General features: G+C 62.9%; 19 protein-coding genes. 9 read left to right on the forward strand and 10 right to left on the reverse strand.

All coding sequences use genetic code 11. The features are described from left to right. Positions 1-54 precede the first annotated feature (54 nt). A complete protein-coding gene (locus Q1K29_RS03235; protein ID WP_300391511.1) occupies positions 55-792 on the forward strand; it encodes an enoyl-CoA hydratase/isomerase family protein in 738 nt (245 codons plus the stop codon). Between the two features lie 3 nt (positions 793-795). Here the strand turns inward: Q1K29_RS03235 and Q1K29_RS03240 are convergent, their stop codons facing one another. The 3 genes from Q1K29_RS03240 to Q1K29_RS03250 are packed head-to-tail and all read right to left on the reverse strand — an operon-like array spanning position 796 to position 2,919. Further along, positions 796-1,158 (reverse strand): DUF202 domain-containing protein, encoded by a 363-nt coding sequence (locus Q1K29_RS03240; protein ID WP_300391512.1) that lies wholly within the window; start codon positions 1,156-1,158, stop codon positions 796-798. A 32-nt stretch (positions 1,159-1,190) separates the two neighbouring features. Further along, positions 1,191-2,102 carry a tyrosine recombinase XerC gene (locus Q1K29_RS03245; protein WP_300391513.1) on the reverse strand — a complete coding sequence of 304 codons (912 nt, stop codon included), beginning with the start codon at positions 2,100-2,102 and terminating at the stop codon, positions 1,191-1,193. A 28-nt stretch (positions 2,103-2,130) separates the two neighbouring features. Further along, complete coding sequence (locus Q1K29_RS03250) at positions 2,131-2,919, reverse strand: enoyl-CoA hydratase-related protein (RefSeq protein ID WP_300391514.1); 789 nt, start codon at positions 2,917-2,919, stop codon at positions 2,131-2,133. Between the two features lie 91 nt (positions 2,920-3,010). Between Q1K29_RS03250 and Q1K29_RS03255 the strand changes: the two genes are divergently transcribed. The 6 genes from Q1K29_RS03255 (at position 3,011) to Q1K29_RS03280 (ending at position 11,140) form a co-directional block, all read left to right on the forward strand. Next, on the forward strand, positions 3,011-5,218 hold the full coding sequence (locus tag Q1K29_RS03255) for a primosomal protein N' (protein ID WP_300391515.1): 2,208 nt from the start codon (positions 3,011-3,013) through the stop codon (positions 5,216-5,218). 170 nt (positions 5,219-5,388) lie between these two features. Beyond that, positions 5,389-5,949: an ATP synthase F1 subunit delta gene (gene atpH / locus Q1K29_RS03260; protein ID WP_300391516.1), complete on the forward strand. Its 561-nt coding sequence runs from the start codon at positions 5,389-5,391 to the stop codon at positions 5,947-5,949. Positions 5,950-5,956: 7 nt separating this feature from the next. Continuing rightward, entirely contained in the window at positions 5,957-7,492 is a 1,536-nt protein-coding gene (gene atpA / locus Q1K29_RS03265) for a F0F1 ATP synthase subunit alpha (protein WP_300391517.1), read from the forward strand. A gap of 28 nt (positions 7,493-7,520) precedes the next feature. Beyond that, entirely contained in the window at positions 7,521-8,405 is an 885-nt protein-coding gene (locus tag Q1K29_RS03270) for a F0F1 ATP synthase subunit gamma (RefSeq protein WP_300391518.1), read from the forward strand. A 346-nt stretch (positions 8,406-8,751) separates the two neighbouring features. After that, complete coding sequence (atpD, locus tag Q1K29_RS03275) at positions 8,752-10,182, forward strand: F0F1 ATP synthase subunit beta (protein ID WP_350212227.1); 1,431 nt, start codon at positions 8,752-8,754, stop codon at positions 10,180-10,182. Positions 10,183-10,273: 91 nt separating this feature from the next. After that, positions 10,274-11,140: a hypothetical protein gene (locus tag Q1K29_RS03280; protein ID WP_300391520.1), complete on the forward strand. Its 867-nt coding sequence runs from the start codon at positions 10,274-10,276 to the stop codon at positions 11,138-11,140. 18 nt (positions 11,141-11,158) lie between these two features. Here Q1K29_RS03280 and Q1K29_RS03285 read toward each other — a convergent pair whose 3' ends face one another. Then, a complete protein-coding gene (locus tag Q1K29_RS03285; protein ID WP_300391521.1) occupies positions 11,159-11,950 on the reverse strand; it encodes an enoyl-CoA hydratase/isomerase family protein in 792 nt (263 codons plus the stop codon). 158 nt (positions 11,951-12,108) lie between these two features. On the opposite strand from Q1K29_RS03285, the gene Q1K29_RS03290 reads away from it, so the two are divergent. Continuing rightward, positions 12,109-12,516, forward strand: coding sequence for a F0F1 ATP synthase subunit epsilon (locus tag Q1K29_RS03290; protein ID WP_300391522.1), 408 nt, complete (start codon positions 12,109-12,111; stop codon positions 12,514-12,516). 117 nt (positions 12,517-12,633) lie between these two features. Next, positions 12,634-13,209 carry a hypothetical protein gene (locus tag Q1K29_RS03295; RefSeq protein WP_300391523.1) on the forward strand — a complete coding sequence of 192 codons (576 nt, stop codon included), beginning with the start codon at positions 12,634-12,636 and terminating at the stop codon, positions 13,207-13,209. Between the two features lie 10 nt (positions 13,210-13,219). Here Q1K29_RS03295 and Q1K29_RS03300 read toward each other — a convergent pair whose 3' ends face one another. From Q1K29_RS03300 to Q1K29_RS03325, 6 genes are read right to left on the reverse strand one after another with little or no spacing between them, the layout of a single operon-like run. Continuing rightward, the gene (locus tag Q1K29_RS03300; RefSeq protein ID WP_300391524.1) at positions 13,220-13,480 is read right to left on the reverse strand and encodes a hypothetical protein; all 261 of its coding nucleotides are present in this window, start codon (positions 13,478-13,480) and stop codon (positions 13,220-13,222) included. 44 nt (positions 13,481-13,524) lie between these two features. Further along, complete coding sequence (locus tag Q1K29_RS03305) at positions 13,525-14,313, reverse strand: thioesterase family protein (protein WP_300391525.1); 789 nt, start codon at positions 14,311-14,313, stop codon at positions 13,525-13,527. Positions 14,314-14,329: 16 nt separating this feature from the next. Continuing rightward, complete coding sequence (locus tag Q1K29_RS03310; RefSeq protein ID WP_300391526.1) at positions 14,330-14,650, reverse strand: 2Fe-2S iron-sulfur cluster-binding protein; 321 nt, start codon at positions 14,648-14,650, stop codon at positions 14,330-14,332. 15 nt (positions 14,651-14,665) lie between these two features. Further along, entirely contained in the window at positions 14,666-15,901 is a 1,236-nt protein-coding gene (locus Q1K29_RS03315; protein ID WP_366524164.1) for an FAD-dependent oxidoreductase, read from the reverse strand. Between the two features lie 29 nt (positions 15,902-15,930). Next, positions 15,931-16,602: a TetR/AcrR family transcriptional regulator gene (locus tag Q1K29_RS03320; protein WP_300391528.1), complete on the reverse strand. Its 672-nt coding sequence runs from the start codon at positions 16,600-16,602 to the stop codon at positions 15,931-15,933. Continuing rightward, positions 16,602-17,861, reverse strand: a complete 1,260-nt coding sequence (locus tag Q1K29_RS03325) for a cytochrome P450 (protein ID WP_300391529.1) — start codon at positions 17,859-17,861, stop codon at positions 16,602-16,604. The genes Q1K29_RS03320 and Q1K29_RS03325 overlap by 1 nt, the downstream gene beginning before the upstream one ends. Positions 17,862-17,908 lie beyond the last annotated feature (47 nt).

Genomic DNA, 17,908 nt, shown 5'->3' on the forward strand with positions numbered 1-17,908 from the left:
AATTGCAGACGCCCGGCACACAGCTAAGCTCCTTCCAAAAGGGAGGATCTGTGAATGACCGATCTCGTCACGCGCCATGATGCCGATGGCCTTTGCTGGCTGACATTGAACAGGCCGGACAAGCTGAATGCCCTGACCGTCGCCATGTTCAGGGAACTCCGGGAGCATGTCCTTGCCCTGAAGGGCGATGACAGCATCGGCTGCGTCATCCTGAAAGGCGCCGGGAAATGCTTTTCGGCCGGCCACGATCTCGGCGATATCGCCGAGGGCGAAGAGGTCCCCTCACGCGGCTGGCATTCCGAAACGTTGCGGATGATGGAGAAGCTCCCCAAACCGGTCATCGCAGCCGTGCACGGGCATTGCTATACCGGCGCCCTCGAAGTCGCGCTGGCAGCCGATTTCATTCTGGCGTCCGACACAGCGAAATTCGCCGACACGCATGCGAAATGGGCGCTGACGCCGATCTGGGGGATGAGCCAGCGCCTGCCCCGGCGCGTCGGGACCGCAACGGCCAAGCGCCTGATGTTCACCGCCGAGACCGTAAAGGCCGACGAGGCGCTGCGCATGGGGCTCTGCGAAGCAGTTTTCCCTGAAGACCGTTTCGAGGAGAAGCTGGAGACATTCGCCCGCCGTATTCTCGAAAACTCACCTTTCAGCCATGCCGCCAACAAGCATCTGCTGGAGGCGACCGACATGGATCCGATGGATGCCGGGTTGCAGTGGGAGATCACGGAGAATGAAGGCGTCGGGCCGGACATGCAGGCACGCATCGGCGCCTTCATGAAGAAATAGCGCTCAGATGATCCAGAGCAGGATGCCGAGCACCAGCGTGCCGCCGCCAAATAGCAGCGCGATCACGCCATACTCGATATGGCCGAGCTTTTCAGCCGTGTGGGCATCCATGCGCTGTGCAAGATGACTGGCTTTCCGGTAGGCTAGAAGGAAGACCGCAATTGCGATCAGGATGAAGACGCTGGCCCCGGCTTTTGCGGTCCAGGTCGGTTCGACCGCGCGGAAGATCGCCTGAAACCCCAGACCAAGGGCCGCCGACGCCACGCCCGTTCGTATCCACCCGGCAAAGGTCCGCTCATTGGCGAGGATTGTGCGGTCCTCGGCAAAATCGGTACGCTCTTCGGCGAGTTCCTGCTTGCTCGGCATGGGAGTATAACCGCCAGGCAAGGCTATTGGTTTCAGGCACGCGGGTGGGCTGCACTGTGAACGGCGCGCAGGCGCTCTGAATCGACGCCCGTATAGACCTGCGTCGTCGACAGGCTGGCATGGCCGAGCAGGGTCTGTATCGCGCGCAGATCGGCACCCTCAGCCAGCAGGTGCGTCGCGAAAGCGTGGCGCAGCGCATGCGGGGTCGCTGTCTCCGGCAGGCCGAGCGCGCCGCGCAGGACCTGAACATTCTTCTGGACGATGGCCGGCTGCAGCCGCTTGCCGCGCACACCGTAGAAAAGCGGGGTATCCTTCCGGATCGGCCAGGGGCAGTACCGGGCATATTCGTTCAGCGCCTGACGCACCGCCGGGATGAGCGGAACGATACGGACCTTGTTGCCCTTGCCCATCAGGCGCAGGCGCTCCGGCGCCGGAATGGTGCCACCATTGAGGTTCAGCGCCTCGGAGATACGAAGCCCGCCGCCATAGAGCAGCGTCAGCACAGCGACGTCGCGCGCGGCCACCCATGGCTCTTCGGCAAAGGCTTCCGCCGTCTCGATCATGTCACGGGCCGCGGCGACCGACACCGGTCGCGGCAGGCGCTGGCCCCGGCGCGGGCCCTGCAGGAAGGCGATCTCGGGATTTTCGATCCCGTGATGATTGTCGAGCCAGTGATAGAAGGTCTTGATGGCCGAGAGCACACGCGCAATCGAGGCATCCGACAGGCCCTCACGGCGGCGCTTGGCGAGAAAGGCGCGGATATCGGAGGCATGCAGGTGGCGGAACACCTTGATAGCGATTTCCTCGCCCAGATGCTCTTCCAGGAAGGCAAAGAAGCTGCGCAGGTCATGGCCATAGGCTTCGACTGTATTGTCCGCCAGCCGGCGCTGCTGGCGGACATGCTCTAGAAAGGCGGCAAGGATCTCCATGCGCCCGACTGTCATGGTGAGAGATTAAGGGGAAATTGAAGCCCTAGCGCCCTGTGAAGACCGGCTCGCGCTTCTCCATGAAGGCGGCCGCACTTTCCTTGGCGTCTTCTGTCGCCATCAGGCGCCGGATTTCGGTGATGGCCCATTTGCCGACATCGCGCCAGTTCGGGTCCAGCGTCTCGCGAAGCCCAGCCTTGAGCGCGCGAACCGCCTGGGGCGGGTTGGCAGCGATGCGGTGAGCAATCTCCATCGCCGTCGGCAGCAGGTCCTTCTGCGGTACGACACGGCTGACCAGACCGATCTCCTTGGCCCGTGCCGCATCGATGATATCGCCGGTAAAGAGCAGCTCGCTCGCCTGCTCACGCCCGACAAGCTGGGCAAGCCGGCCAAGCCCCGGCGCATCGCAGCAGAGGCCCCGCTTCACGAAAATCTCTCCGAAGCGCGCGGTCTCCGACATGACGCGGATATCTGCCATGATCGCCAGTTCCGCGCCCCAGCCAAGCGCAAAGCCGTTAACCGCTGCAATGACCGGAATATCTGTATGAAGCAGCGCATCGGCGGCCGGCGTCAGCCCGCCGGTCTTCTTGCCACGCTCGGCCATTTCAGGGGTCGAGGGCGCACCCTTGGACAGGATCTGCTTCACGTCATCGCCGGAACAGAAGGCCCGCTCACCCGCACCCGTGATCACGATGCAGCGTGCCTCGCTGCCCCGGATGGCGTCCTCAAGCGCCATGTAGAGCGGATAGTCGAGCGCGTTCATCGCCTGGGGCCGGTTGAGTGTCAGCAGGCTCACATGGTCTTTCGTCTCGATGGTCAGGATGTCATCCGACATGGGGCGTTCCTCCGGTCTTTCTTTTGGATAGAAGCCTGCCAGCCGCACCGGCCCCGTCAATCGTGACGCAGCGCCAAGCCGCACCGGACGGGTGACGGAATCGCTTGCCCGGACTAAACCAGCCTCACGCATGAAACTCGCCCGTATCCTCTTCCCGCTGCCGCTGCCCGAGCCGTTCGATTATGCCATTCCGGACGGCATGGACGTGCAGCCCGGCAGCTATGTCCGCGCCCCGCTCGGCAAGATCGAGCGCACAGGCGTTGTCTGGGAGGTGAAGGAGCGGGCTCCAGACGATGAGCGCGAGCTGAAGCCCGTGCTCGATGTCTTCCCCGTCCCGCCAATGACGGAAGCGATGCGGCGCTTTGTGAGCTTTGCGGCGAAATACAATGTCGCCCATCCCGGCCATGTGCTCGCCATGGTGCTGCGCGCCCGGGGCGGCTTGAGGCCGTCGCCGACGCAGACGCTCTATGTCCCGACCGGCCACCGCTCCAACCGGATGACCGATGCCCGGGTGAAGGTACTCGACGCCGCGCGCGAGACCGGCCCGACCAGTGCCGCCGAACTGGCGCGTGTGGCTGGCGTCTCGCCCGGCGTGGTGAAGGGTCTGGTCGATGTCGGCTCGCTCGAGGCCCGTGAGATCGAGACGGACCTGCCCTATCCCCAGCCGACCAATTTCGGTCGCGGCGACCATCTTACCGGCGAACAGCAGGAAGCCGGCGAGACCCTGCGCGCTGCCATCGCCAGGGGCGGCTTCCAGCCTTTCCTGCTCGACGGCATCACCGGCTCCGGCAAGACGGAGGTCTATTTCGAGGCCATCGCCGAGGCGCTGTCAAAGGCAGATGACGCGCAGGTCCTAGTGCTCCTGCCGGAGATCGCGCTGACACAAGCCGTGCTGAAGCGTTTCGAGGAGCGGTTCGGCGCGCCCCCAGCGCCCTGGCATTCCGGCCTGTCGGATGCCGAGCGCCGCCGCACCTGGCGCGAGACCGCACATGGCCGCGCGCGCATCGTAATCGGGGCCCGCTCGGCGCTGTTCCTGCCCTTCAGCAACCTGAAACTCCTTATTATCGATGAAGAGCACGACACCAGCTTCAAGCAGGAAGACGGCGTCACCTATCACGCCCGCGACATGGGCGTGATGCGCGCCAAGCTGGAAGACGCCGCGATCATCCTTGCGTCGGCGACCCCGGCATTGGAGACGATGGTGAATGCCGAACAGGGCCGCTATCAACGCCTGAAGCTGTCGGCGCGGCCCGGCGCGGCGAAACTGCCGGACATCGAACTGGTCGACCTGCGCACCGATCCACCCGAGAAAGGCCACTGGCTATCATCGAAGCTCACCCACGCCCTGACGGAGACGTTCGAGGCGGGAGAGCAATCCCTGCTCTTCCTCAACCGTCGCGGCTATGCGCCGCTCGTCATCTGCAAGGCGTGCGGGGAGAAGCTGAAAAGCCCGGCGACCGAGAGCTGGCTCACCGAACACCGCTACACCAATCGCCTCGTCTGCCACCTGACCGGCTGGTCGATCCCGAAGCCGAAAGCCTGTCCGCATTGCGGGGCGAAGGACTCTCTGATGGGCGTTGGCCCGGGCGTGGAACGCGTGGCCGAGGAAGTGCGCCAGCTCCTTCCCAATGCCCGCGTGGAAATCTTTTCCTCCGACACCGCCACCTCGGGCGAGGAGACGCGTGGCATTGTCGACCGGATGGCCGCCGGCGAGACCGATGTGCTGGTCGGCACGCAGATTGTCGCAAAGGGCCACAACTTCCCCAACCTGACCCTGGTCGGCATTGTCGATGCTGACAGCTCGATGAAGGGCGGCGACCTTCGCGCTGGCGAGCGCACCTTCCAGCTGCTCTCACAGGTCGCCGGGCGGGCAGGCCGCGCCGAACGGCCGGGCCGCGCGCTGGTGCAGACCTATGCAACGGAAAACCCCGCCATGATCGCGCTGGCCGCCGGGGATCGCGACGGCTTCCTGCAGATCGAGCGCGATGTCCGCGCGGAGCTTGGCCTGCCGCCCTTCGGCCGCATGGCCGCACTGATCATGTCGGCGCCGTCTGCGGAAATGATCCAGGAGGCCGGTAAACTCGCAGGGGCCGCCGCCCCGAACGGAGAGGGCATCACGGTCTATGGCCCCGCCCCGGCGCCCATCGCCATCCTGCGCGGACGCCACCGCATCCGCTTCCTCGTCACCAGCGCCCGCGACGTCGATCTGTCGGCTTACATGGCCGCCTGGCTCACCGCGATGAAGCTGCCATCGGCTGTCAGGGTTTCTGCAGATATCGATCCGTATTCCTTCCTCTGACCACTGAACGTGCCAATCGGTCGCAACTCTACCGCTGCGGCCATGTTGTCAGCCTCAAAACGAAGTGCTAAGCGCCCACGCAAGCATCGGGTTGGGGCTTGTCGCCTGCCAGCCCATACACTTGTGTTCCACTCACAGGGCGTCCGCCCGCTAACAGACGGAAAAAGGTCTTGGCCGCATCTTCCGCCTCCCATGCCAATGAAACGGCGCGCCGCTATGCGAGCGCCCTGTTCGATCTCGCCGAGGAAAAAGGCGAGCTAGAGACTGTCGCGACAGACCTGAAAAGCGTCATCGCGATGGCCGCCGACAGCAAGGACCTCACCGTCCTGCTGGAATCCCCCGCCTTTGGGCGTGAGGAAAAGGCAAAGGCGCTTGTCGCCGTTGCCCAGAAGGCCGGTCTCTCCAAGCTCGTCTCGAACTTCCTCGCCACCATGGCCACGAATGGCCGGGCCGACGAAATTCTCGACGCCTCGGGCCATTTCGATGAGCTCTATGCAAAACATCGCGGCGTGAAGCGTGCCCTTGCACGCACCGCCGAAGACATGACCGCCGCACAGCGTCAGAAGCTTGAAGCTGTTCTGAAGAAAGCTGTCGGCAGCGATGTCGAACTTGAAACCGAGGTCGTCCCCGGCCTCATCGGCGGCATCCAGCTGCGTGTCGGATCAACCCTGATCGATGCAAGCGTCGCCTCGAAACTTGACCGTATGAACACCGCCATGAAGGGAGCTTAGAAGCTCGATGGACATCAGCGCTGCAGAAATTTCAGGCATCCTGAAATCCCAGATCGAAAATTTTGGCGTCGAGGCAGAGGTCTCCGACGTCGGCCAGGTGCTGTCCGTCGGTGACGGCATCGCCCGTGTCTATGGTCTCGACAACGTCCAGGCCGGCGAAACCGTCGAATTTGACGGTGGCGTCAAAGGCATGGCCCTGAACCTCGAAGCCGACAATGTCGGCGTCGTGATCTTCGGTGACGACCGCGGCATCAAGGAAGGCGATAACGTCAAGCGCCTGAACGAGATTGTTGCCGCCCCGGTCGGCAAGGGCCTTCTCGGCCGCGTCGTGAACCCGCTGGGTGAGCCGATCGACGGCAAGGGCCCGATTGCGGATGTTGCCTCGCGGAACCGTGTTGACGTGAAAGCGCCGGGCATCCTGCCGCGCAAATCCGTCCACGAGCCGATGATGACCGGCCTCAAGGCCATTGACGGCATGATCCCGGTCGGCCGCGGCCAGCGCGAACTGATCATTGGTGACCGTCAGACCGGCAAGACCGCGATCTGCATCGACACCATCCTGAACCAGAAGCAGACCAATGAAGCCGCCAAGGACGACAGCGAAAAGCTGTTCTGCGTCTATGTCGCTATCGGCCAGAAGCGCTCGACGGTTGCCCAGGTCGTGAAGACGCTCGAAGAGCGCGGCGCGCTCGACTACACCGTCATCGTGTCGGCAACGGCGTCCGAGCCGGCTCCGCTGCAATATCTTGCTCCGTTCACCGGCTGCACGATCGGCGAATGGTTCCGCGACAACGGCATGCACGCCCTCATCATCTATGATGACCTCTCCAAGCAGGCTGTGGCCTATCGCCAGATGTCGCTGCTGCTTCGCCGCCCGCCGGGCCGTGAAGCCTATCCGGGCGACGTGTTCTACCTCCACTCCCGCCTGCTCGAGCGTGCGGCCAAGCTGAACGAGGATCATGGGTCCGGCTCGCTGACCGCCCTGCCGATCATTGAAACGCAGGCCAACGACGTGTCGGCCTATATTCCGACGAACGTCATCTCGATTACGGACGGCCAGATCTTCCTCGAGACCGACCTCTTCTATCAGGGCATCCGCCCGGCCGTGAACGTCGGCCTGTCGGTGTCGCGTGTGGGCTCAGCCGCCCAGACGAAAGCGATGAAGAAGGTTGCCGGCTCGATGAAAGGCGAACTCGCCCAGTATCGCGAGATGGCTGCCTTCGCGAAATTCGGCTCCGACCTCGACGCCGCCACCCAGCGCCTGCTGAACCGCGGCGAGCGCCTGACGGAACTCCTGAAACAGCCGCAATTCTCGCCGCTGCAGATGGAAGAGCAGGTTGTCGTCCTTTACGCCGGTACGCGCGGCTATCTCGACCAGGTCGGTGTTCGTGACGTGACCCGTTACGAGCGCGAACTTCTCTCTCACCTTCGCGGTGCGAAGAAGGACCTGCTGGACAAGATCCGCAAGGAGAAGGCCCTGACCGACGAGATCGATGCCGAGATCAAGGCAACCCTTGACGAGTTCACCAAGACCTTCGCCTAAGAGACGTCACGCCAACAGGAGCTGAGCAATGCCCAGCCTCAAGGATCTGAAAAACCGGATCTCCAGCGTGAAATCCACGCGGAAGATCACGAAGGCCATGCAGATGGTGGCCGCCGCCAAGCTGAAGCGCGCCCAGGAAGCCGCTTCGGCCTCGCGGCCCTATGCCCAGCGCATGGCTGCCGTGGTCGCCAACCTTGCCGGCTCGATGGGCGAAGGCTCAAGCGGGCCCAAGCTTCTGTCGGGCACCGGCAAGGACAACACCCATCTCGTCATCGTGTTGACGTCCGAACGCGGCCTCGCCGGCGGCTTCAACACATATGTCGTAAAGGAAGCCCGCTCGCTCATCCGCAAGCTGGTCACTGAAGGCAAGACGGTGAAGATCCTCACCGTCGGCAAGAAGGGCCGCGAGCAGCTCAAGCGCGACTATAGCGACTTCTTTATCGGCCATGTCGACCTGTCCGATGTGAAGGGCAATGACTATACCGACGCTGGCATCGGCCTCGGCACCGAGGTCACGCAGCGCTTCGAGGACGGTGAGTTCGACGTCGCCACGCTGGTCTATAGCCAGTTCCAGAACGTGCTGAGCCAGGTCCCGGTCGCCCAGCAGCTCATCCCGGCCAAGGCGCCGGAAGATGCCGAGACCATCGACCTCAAGGGCGCGATCTATATCTATGAGCCCTCGCAGGAGGAAATCCTCGAGACGCTACTGCCGCGCTACATCAATACGCAGATCATTTCCGCCATGCTGGAAAGCGGCGCCGGCGAACAGGCCGCCCGGATGACCGCCATGGACAATGCCACGCGCAATGCCGGCGACATGATCGACGACCTGTCCATGGAATATAACCGGGCCCGCCAGGCGCAGATCACCAAGGAGCTGATCGAGATCATCTCCGGTGCCGAGGCGCTTTAAGGAGGACGCGATGGATTTCTGGGTATACGAACACTTCTCCAACAAACGCGCCCGCATCCACACGGGCACCTGCCGCTATTGCAATCACGGCAAGGGCGTCGGCGGCGACCAGACGAATGATGACGACAAGTGGCACGGCCCGTTCGACACATTCGCCAAGGCCGAAAAAAAGGCCGCGTCGCTGAAGCAGAAGGACACGCGCGCCTGTGGCGTCTGCAAACCAGCAGCAGCCGAAGCCAAGGCCCCGGCCAAGGCGCCCGCAAAAGAATCTGCCCCTAAGCCGGCGGCGACATCCAAGCCGGCTTCCAAGCCAAAAACATCACCCGCTCCCAAGGAGACGCCTTCCATGAGCAGCTCTGTAACCGGCCCGACCACCGGTAAGATTTCACAGGTCATCGGCGCCGTCGTCGACGTTGAATTCGAGGGCAGCCTGCCCGACATCATGAACGCGCTCGAAACCGACAATAACGGCAACCGCCTCGTCCTTGAGGTCGCTCAGCACCTCGGCGAGAACACGGTCCGCACGATCGCCATGGACTCCACCGAAGGCCTGGTTCGCGGCCACCCGGTGAAGGACCTCGGCGAGCCGATCCGCGTGCCTGTCGGCCCGGAAACGCTCGGCCGCATCATGAACGTCATCGGCGAGCCGATCGACGAGCGTGGCCCGATTGAGACCAAGACCAAGGCGCCGATCCACGCCCCGGCCCCGGAATTCGTCGATCAGTCGACCGAGTCGGAAATCCTCGTCACCGGCATCAAGGTCATCGACCTGCTCTGCCCTTATGCCAAGGGCGGCAAGATCGGCCTGTTTGGCGGCGCCGGCGTCGGCAAGACGGTTCTCATTCAGGAGCTGATCAACAACATTGCCAAGCTGTTCGGTGGCTATTCGGTCTTCGCCGGCGTTGGCGAACGCACGCGGGAAGGCAACGACCTCTATTACGAAATGATCGACTCCAAGGTCATCGATCTTGAGGGCGACAGCCGCGTGACACTGGTCTATGGCCAGATGAACGAGCCTCCGGGCGCACGTGCCCGCGTCGCCCTGACCGGTCTCGCGCAGGCCGAATACTTCCGCGACCAGGAAGGCAAGGACGTCCTTTTCTTCGTCGACAACATCTTCCGCTTCACCCAGGCCGGCTCCGAGGTCTCGGCCCTTCTCGGCCGGATCCCGTCCGCTGTGGGCTATCAGCCGACGCTGGCCACCGACATGGGTCAGCTGCAGGAACGTATTACGTCTACAAACAAGGGCTCGATCACCTCGGTCCAGGCCATCTACGTCCCGGCGGACGACCTTACCGACCCGGCTCCTGCAACCTCGTTTGCTCACCTCGACGCAACCACGGTTCTGAACCGCGCCATTTCGGAAAAGGGTATCTACCCGGCTGTCGACCCGCTCGACTCCACCTCGCGGATTCTCGACCCGATCTCGGTTGGCCAGGAACACTATGAAGTCGCCCGCGGCGTGCAGGAAATCCTGCAGCGCTACAAGGAGCTTCAGGACATCATCGCCATTCTCGGCATGGACGAGCTGTCGGAAGAGGACAAGCTGGTCGTGGCCCGCGCCCGTAAGGTCGAGCGCTTCCTGTCGCAGCCGTTTGACGTGGCCGAGGTCTTCACCGGTTCGCCAGGCGAGCAGGTCAAGCTCGAAGACACGATCAAGGGCTTCAAGGGCCTGATCGCCGGTGAATATGACCACCTGCCGGAGCAAGCCTTCTACATGGTTGGCGGCATCGACCAGGCCATCAAGAAAGCCGAAAAGATGATGGAAGACGCGTAAGGCTACAGCCTTCCCAACTTTCGATTGATTTCAGCAGCCGCATCGGGAACGATGCGGCTGTTTTCGTCTGGGGACGTATAGGACACACCGCATGATCCGAACCGCGCTTGCCGGCCTTCTGGCCTCTTTCGCCTTCGCGGTCTCTGCCACCGCCGCACCACCCCCGCCGCCACCAGGCCTGCCTGCGGATACCCCTGTCTACATCATGGGCTACAAGACCGCCGACATGTATCGGAGCTTCATCCGCTGGACCGAACGTGAAGCCGACCGCGCGGTCGCGGCTGCCCAGGAAGCCGACGCGCTGAGTCTCGAGCAGAACGGCCTGCCGCGCGCCCTCTCTTTCCACGTCGATGGCGACTGGCCCTACACCAATGTCGAGGGCGGCATCGAAATGGTCTGCGACCCGCCGGGCCAGGAAACCGGACCCGTTGCCCCGATGCTCGGCACCCCGCTGATGAGCGAGGACGATCAATCCACCCAATGCTACTGGCAGATGCGGATCATCGATCTCGCAGCCGGGAAGGATCTCGCGCACACCTGGATGGGCGACGCGTTCAACCCCGTCGCAGCTGCCAGCCATCTTGGCCGGCTCGGCATCAAGCCGGGGGCAGACCTGATGAGTCAGACGATCGACTGGTCGGGCTATCAGGATAGCTCCGCCCTGCACGAGGCGCCGGTCCTGCGCGTACGGCGCTATACGAGCCGCACCTGTGGAGAGGTCATCAACGCACTCGGCGCCATCGAGGCCATCGAGCTCGGTGCGCTGAATATCGAGGATTTCGGACACGACGCAGAGGTTGAGCAGGGCATCCCGCATTCGCCCTGGCTGACCACCACCGTCTATTCGATCACTGCCGGGGTGCGTGCCGAAATCACCTTCAAGGGCACGGCCGGAGTGCCCAGTGCGCTGCTCGACGAGGTCGACCGCATCATCTGGTCGTGTTCCCCGGTCGACTGAGGCGCCGCAGGGCTCACGTCAGTCTCCGGTAAAGTCGGGCGTGCGCCCCTCCAGGAAAGACGCGACACCTTCGCGGAAGTCTTCGGACTCCTGCATCAGGAGGAAAGCTTCAAGGTCGCGGTGCGCGGTTGCGCGTGCGAGCGCCATGGCGGCGACATTCACATCCTGCTTGACCATTTTCAGTGCCGTCGGCGGCAGGGCGGCGGCCGACCCAGCGATCTCCTGTGCCCGGGCAAGCGTGCTACCCGGGTCGGCGAGAGCGTCACACAGCCCCCAGCCAAGCGCTGTTTCGGCATCGATCTTCTCGCAAAGGGCGGCCAGCCTCTTTGTGCGTGCCGGACCCAGAAGCGCCACGAACCGGGGGATCGAGCCCCAGCTCATATTCATGCCGCGCTCGACCTCCGGCACATAGAAGACCGTCTCGCGCGACGCCACCCGCAGGTCACAGGCCGCAGCGAGCGCCATGCCGCCGCCAATGCACCAGCCCTCGACGGCGCAGATGGTCAGCGCGTCGACCTGCTCCCAGGCCGCACACAAGCGCGGGCCTGCGCGTTGCAGCAGCCGGCGCTGGCTCAGCGGCACCTGGGCCGGGTCCTGCCGCTCAGGATCCTTCAGGTCGGCGCCCATGGTGAACTGGTCACTCCGGCCGGTCAGGATAACGGCTGATATGTCCGGCGCGTCGTGGAAGCCGAGGGCAGCCTGCGTCAGGTCCCGGATGAGGCGCTGGCTGAGCGCGTTTGCTCGGCTGCCCGTATCAAACCGCACCGTGGCAACCCTGTCATCCCGTTCCACGCTGACCATATCCGTCATCGACACGCCCTCCTGTTCCTGCCTTCTTCTCCCCTAGCCGCCTCGCTCACTGGCGGCAATTACAGACCGTGTTGCCTTGCGACAGCACGTCCCGGTAGACATTGGCGCCCCAATCAGTAATGAGACGGGCAGCAAACGGAATTTCGGAAACTGCATCCATGGCTGAAAAGCTTCACTTCTCTCTCGTCTCGCCCGCCAAGGAACTCTTTTCCGGCGATGTCGACCATGTGATCGCCCCCGGTTCGGAAGGCGAGTTCGGCGTTCTGGCAAATCACGCGCCCTTCATGACGACGCTGAAGAATGGCGTTGTCCGCGTGCTCGATGGTGAGACGACGAAGATGCGCCTGTTTGTGCGCGGCGGCTTTGCCGACGTGACGCCGGCTGGCCTGACCATCCTTGCCGAGGAAGCCGTGGATCTCTCCTCGACCGATGTTGCGACCGTCGATGCCGAGCTGGAAGAGGCGAAGTCCAAGCTCCTGTCCGAAGGCAAGGACAGCCCGCACCACGGCGCCCTTCAAGCCCAGGTCGACTATCTGAGCGATCTCAAGGCTGCGCTGGTCCACTAGGCCTCCCCAATATCAGAAAATCCAGCGAGCGCCCGCAAGAGGCGGATACTGGGCCCTGCGCGCTTGGCAGATCAGCCTGGGCGCTGCTAAGCTGATGACTAACAGGGAGAGCTGATCATGAAATTTCTGGCATTTGGCACACTCGGCGTGGCCGTCCTCGCAACAGGCTGCATGACCCCGCAAGAGCGCGAAGCCGCCAAGCCGGGCGCCGCGATCACACAGGCCGAAGGCGTCAAGGCATTCTCCGATGCTGTGCTCGGCCACTGCCTGCCCGCCATCCATACCGACCAGGAATTCAAGGATTTCGAGGTAAAGGGCGTGACGCGGCTTCGGGCCCTCGAAGAGAACAAGATCTCGATGTTCGAGAATGACGAGCTGCCCGTCTGGCAGATGGTCGAAGGCGTCGTCCAGGTCCAGCTCGATCCCGGCCAGTCCTGCGAGGCCCAGACCTTTGGCATGCCCGTCAAGGCAAGCTTCGACGTGATCGGCAATACGGCGCTGCAGACCGACTATTATTATAGCGATACCGATGTCGGTTATCCTCAGGATGGCGATGCGTTGCGCCGTGTACTCGTATCCGGAAACGGGGCCGACAAGATCACGCTCACTCTGACCGGCACGAAAGCCGGTGAAGATGCAAGCCCTGGCGAATACTCAAAACTGCGGGCCGTGGTCGAGAAAACGCCTGAATAAGCTGGGCGCTTCATGCGCCCCGCAGCCACGCTAACGCACCCGGCGCCATCCCCATGAACTTCGGGTCGTCTGCAAGCGGGGCGACAAGCAGGCCCGCCGGCTGAGCGGCGCGTTTGATGGCGTGGTAGACCTTCGACCGGCTCTGGTCTGACCGCAGCACGTAAAGCCCCTCATCGAGCTGGCGCATGCCAGCGAATTCCGACACCCGCAAGGAGTGCCGGGGGCTTCGGAGATAGATCAGATACAGGCTTGATGGGGCGTCATCCGGCATAGGCTGAAGACGCCCTGGCCGTGACATGGTTCCGCGGGCGCGCCTTACCCGAACACCGCAATCGTCTGGCGGCCGATCATCACCGGCTCGCCGGAGGCGTTCCAGAGCCGCATGGACTGGCTGGAATAGCCGTCCTTCGTCGCCTGCGCCTCATGATGGGCAAGGAACCAGCCTTCGCTCGTCGTGATGTGATCGGTCAGGAATTCCGCCATCCAGGTCATTGAGCTGATCGGCGCCGGCTCGCGCATCATCGACATCGCCGCAGGTGGCGGCGAATCTGCGATGGAGAGCAGCGTGGTCGGATTCCAGAGCGCCCCTTCATCCTTGTGGCGCAGCCATAGCGTCATGTCGCCATGCGCAGCGCCACTCATCGGCGGCTGGCCCGCCGCGAGGCGGACATTGAAATGGTTTGCGAAGGTTGGCCTGCGTCCGCTGCCAAAGAAGGACGGACACGCATCAGGCCCTTTCACCTCGGGACATTCGCGCGAGCGCTGGTCGAGCTTCGAGGCGCGCTTGGCTCCGAAGGTGAAGATGCAGCGCGCCATGATGCCCTCTTCGGTCACCATATCGGCATTGACGAAGGCCGAGGACTTGCCGCGTCTCAGGACGGCCGGCGAAATCACCACTTCCCCGCCAACCGGCCCGATAAAGGCAATCTGCGCGGCCCGGACCGGCATGTCGGGAATGAGCTCCAGCGCCGATTCCAGGCACAGGGCGGCCGTGAGGCCGCCATAGGTCGTACGTCCCTGCATCCAGTCTTCAGGGACGGTCGCCTCAACGCGGCCATGGGTACCGCGCTTCAGCCCGGCAATAAGTTCACTGTAGAGCGGCATCCCGAGGGGCCAGCAGCTAGTGCTGGCTCTCCGGGGTCGTCACCTTCAGGCCATCAAGCTCGTCAGACACGGTGATCTGGCATGAGAGACGGGAATTCGACTGCACGTTCTCGGCAAAATCGAGCATCGACTGCTCCATCTCCTCCGGCTGGCCGACTTTCTCCATGAAGGCTTCGTCGACATAGACGTGGCAGGTGGCGCAGGCGCAGGCACCGCCGCAATCGGCATCGATGCCCGGGACCGAATTCTTGATCGCGGTCTCCATAACGGTCTCGCCATTCTTGGCTTCAATCTGGCGTTCGCCGCCATCGTGGTCGATATAGGTAATTGTCGGCATTGAAGTCGTCTCTCCTCAGGCGGCCGCAGCCGCGATCTCTTTCATGCTGGTGGATGTATCACTCAACCGGTCTGGCGCAATGACAGCCCCGGTCATGATAAGCTTTTTGGATGCGATGAATTCCGGCGGACTGTTCACCGCGTCGACGGCAATGAGCCGCCCATTCTTCAGATAGAAGGCCGCAAATTTCTTTGCTGCTTTGTCGCCGCGCACCACAACCGTGTCATGGCCCTGCGAAAGACCGGCAATCTGCAGCTTGATGTCGTACTGGTCGGACCAGAACCACGGGCAGTCGATGTTCGGGCGCGGCTTGTCCATGATGGCGGCCGCAGCAAGCTTGCCCTGTTCGATCGCGTTATGGACGCTCTCGAGCCGTCCGGTGCGGGCATAATGGGCGAGCGGGCGGACCGTGCAGTCCCCGGCAGCAAAGATGCGCGGATCGGTCGTGCGAGCGTCTTCATCGACGATGATCCCGTCCTTGACGGCCAGTCCGGCGTCTGCGGCGAGTTCGACATTCGGCACGATCCCGATGCCGGCGAGCACCATGTCGGCCTCGATTTCCTCGCCACCCGCCAGAACGGCATGGCTGACTGTACCGCCCTCGCCTTTCAGCTTGTCCAGGCGCGCGCCGAGGCGGATATCCACGCCATGTTCCTTATGCAGGTCCTGATAGAATTCCGAGATGACCGGGCTGGTGACGCGCGCAAGCACGCGATCAGCCATTTCCAGGACGGTCACGTCAAGGCCGAGCTGGCGCGCCACGGCTGCGGCTTCGAGCCCGATATAGCCAGCCCCGATGATCACCAGCTTCTGGCCGGGGATCATTTTCGGCTGGATATGCTCGACATCGGCGAGACCGCGCAGGTCAAAGACGTTCTTCAAATCCATGCCCTCGACCGGCAGGGCACGCGGGCGCGAACCGGTGGCGATGATCAGGGCGTCATAGGGCAGGTGCCCGCCATGCTCGAGGCGCACCTCGCGGGCTGAGCGGTCGAGCTTTTCCACGCGCTGGGACAGCAGCGTCTCGACCTTGTTGTCTTCATACCAGGCTGCGGGTTTGAAATAGAGCCGGTCTTCGGCCATCTCGCCCTTCATATAGGCTTTCGAGAGCGGCGGGCGCTGATAAGGCAGTGCGGTTTCGTCACCGACAAGCGCGATATGGCCCTCATAGCCGAACAGGCGCAGCGACTGAATCGCCTGCGCGCCAGCCTGACCGCCGCCGATGACAACTATATTTTCAGCGCTGGACAGGTCCAAACCCCGTTTTCCTCCCGCTCTTTTCAGTCTTTCATGACGCAGGCGTCACGATTTTTCAAGCCATGCTTGGCAAGTGCGCCAATACGTCCCTGCAGCTCTGTATTCGCAGCGGGAGTAAGCCGATGGGAGAACAAGGTCAAATGCTGCCGGATACCGCGTGAAACCGCGCCGGATCCTTCGGTATCCGCCTGTCCGGACTCGCGCAGGTATTCGAGCTGGTAACGGAGGATGATGATCGCATTCACAGCGAGGTCGTGAACCTCTTCATCCGGCATGTCGAGCAGTCCGGCATCCTGCATGGCTCGGAAGTAGGCGGATAAATTCTCTACCGACCGGGTATAGATCTCCGGCAGCTGCGCTTCGAGCGCGTCACTGTGTGCGCCATAGTCGACCTGGTCGCGGTACATGAAGCGGAAGTCGCGCAGCTCGGCCGCCAGGACGTCGAGATAGTGGACATAGGATCCAAGCACGTCCCCGGCATCCGGCATCAGGGAGAGCCGCATATCCGCGCGCTCGAGGAAATCTTCCGTGATCGCCTCGAGCAGGTCGCGCTTGGTCTTGAAATGGTACCAGAGATTGCCTTCGGAGATGCCGACCGCTTCGGCCAGCATCGCCGTTGTGACATTGGCATAGTGCAGCCGGTTGAACAGCCGCCGCGCCGTATCGACAATCCTGTCGCGCGTGCGGACCGCCATCAGGTCTTGGCGTGCAACCTGACCGGCAGGTCTGTATAGCCGGTCACGAAATTCGAACTGACACGCGTCGGCTCGCCGGTGACCTCGACCCGGTCGAACCGGTTCATGATCTCTTCCCAGAGGATACGCAGCTGCATCTCGGCGACACGGTTGCCCATGCAGCGATGGATACCGAACCCGAAGGAGACGTGGTGGCGGGCCCGCTCGCGGTCGATACGGAACGCGTCCGGATCCTCGATTACCTCCTCGTCGCGATTGCCGGAACAGTACCACATCACGACCTTGTCGCCCTTGCGGATGGTCTTCCCGCCGATCTCGAAATCCTCCAGGGCGATGCGGCGCATATGCGCCAGCGGCGTCTGGTAGCGGATGACCTCGGAGACCATGTTCGGGATCAGCGAGGGATCGGCTTTCAGTTTGGCGTATTCCTCAGGGTTCTTGTTCAGGAAATACACCCCTCCGGAAATGGAATTGCGGGTCGTGTCATTGCCGCCAACGATCAACAGCATGAGATTGCCGAGCAGCTCCATCGGGTCGTCGATCATGTGCTTTGTTTCATCATTGTGGGCGAGCAGCGAGATGAAATCGAACTTCTGCGGTTGCCCGGCCCGCTCGACCCAGAGGCGCGAGAAGTATTCCAGGCATTCGGTCAGGTGCTTCATCCGCCATTCCATGTCGACGCCGGCCACGCCCACGGCATCGGACGTCGTGGCGACGTCAGACCAGAAAGGCAGCTTGTGGCGGTCCTCGAAGGGGAAGTCGAACAGCGTCGCCAGCATCTGCGTCGTCAGTTCGATCGAGACCTTGTCGACCCAGTTGAATTCCTCGCCCACGGGCAGCGAGTCGAGGATATTGCAGACGCGCTGCCGGATCAGCGCTTCCAGGTCCGACAGCTGCGTCGGGGCCACGGCCGGCTGGGCGGCACGGCGCTGGACGTCATGCTTGGGCTGGTCCATCGCGATGAACATGGGCGGCTGGAAATCGTCGCTCGGATCGCCGATGACGATGCTCGGCTGGGACGAAAAGACTTTGTGGTTGGAATCGACGGTGACGATGTCCTTGAACCGGGTGATCGACCAGTAGGGCCCGAACGGGCTGTCGGGCAGGTAGTGAACGGGGTCTTCGCGCCGCAGGCGCCTGAACACCTCGTGATGGACATTGTTCTCGAACAGCGCCGCTTCGCTGGGATCGACCTTGTCGATCGGTCCGCTGAGGTTCCGCGACAGCACATCGTCGTCAATCTGGATCGTATCCGGCATTCTTGTTCCTCCCGATTTATTGTTCTGATCTTTTCTAGGGTACATAC

It is taken from the genome of Henriciella sp. (genome assembly GCF_029937755.1).
GTDB lineage: Bacteria > Pseudomonadota > Alphaproteobacteria > Caulobacterales > Hyphomonadaceae > Henriciella.

Excerpts from the sequence above, each read along its gene's own strand:
- Q1K29_RS03310 (WP_300391526.1), bottom strand. The coding sequence starts at position 14,650 with ATGCCGACAATTACCTATATCGACCACGATGGCGGCGAACGCCAGATT.
- atpD (WP_350212227.1), top strand. The coding sequence starts at position 8,752 with ATGAGCAGCTCTGTAACCGGCCCGACCACCGGTAAGATTTCACAGGTC.
- atpA (WP_300391517.1), top strand. The coding sequence starts at position 5,957 with ATGGACATCAGCGCTGCAGAAATTTCAGGCATCCTGAAATCCCAGATC.
- Q1K29_RS03285 (WP_300391521.1), bottom strand. The coding sequence starts at position 11,950 with ATGACGGATATGGTCAGCGTGGAACGGGATGACAGGGTTGCCACGGTG.
- Q1K29_RS03290 (WP_300391522.1), top strand. The coding sequence starts at position 12,109 with ATGGCTGAAAAGCTTCACTTCTCTCTCGTCTCGCCCGCCAAGGAACTC.
- Q1K29_RS03305 (WP_300391525.1), bottom strand. The coding sequence starts at position 14,313 with ATGCCGCTCTACAGTGAACTTATTGCCGGGCTGAAGCGCGGTACCCAT.
- Q1K29_RS03270 (WP_300391518.1), top strand. The coding sequence starts at position 7,521 with ATGCCCAGCCTCAAGGATCTGAAAAACCGGATCTCCAGCGTGAAATCC.
- Q1K29_RS03320 (WP_300391528.1), bottom strand. The coding sequence starts at position 16,602 with ATGGCGGTCCGCACGCGCGACAGGATTGTCGATACGGCGCGGCGGCTG.
- Q1K29_RS03295 (WP_300391523.1), top strand. The coding sequence starts at position 12,634 with ATGAAATTTCTGGCATTTGGCACACTCGGCGTGGCCGTCCTCGCAACA.
- Q1K29_RS03325 (WP_300391529.1), bottom strand. The coding sequence starts at position 17,861 with ATGCCGGATACGATCCAGATTGACGACGATGTGCTGTCGCGGAACCTC.
- Q1K29_RS03250 (WP_300391514.1), bottom strand. The coding sequence starts at position 2,919 with ATGTCGGATGACATCCTGACCATCGAGACGAAAGACCATGTGAGCCTG.
- Q1K29_RS03300 (WP_300391524.1), bottom strand. The coding sequence starts at position 13,480 with ATGCCGGATGACGCCCCATCAAGCCTGTATCTGATCTATCTCCGAAGC.
- Q1K29_RS03235 (WP_300391511.1), top strand. The coding sequence starts at position 55 with ATGACCGATCTCGTCACGCGCCATGATGCCGATGGCCTTTGCTGGCTG.
- Q1K29_RS03280 (WP_300391520.1), top strand. The coding sequence starts at position 10,274 with ATGATCCGAACCGCGCTTGCCGGCCTTCTGGCCTCTTTCGCCTTCGCG.
- Q1K29_RS03240 (WP_300391512.1), bottom strand. The coding sequence starts at position 1,158 with ATGCCGAGCAAGCAGGAACTCGCCGAAGAGCGTACCGATTTTGCCGAG.
- Q1K29_RS03245 (WP_300391513.1), bottom strand. The coding sequence starts at position 2,102 with ATGACAGTCGGGCGCATGGAGATCCTTGCCGCCTTTCTAGAGCATGTC.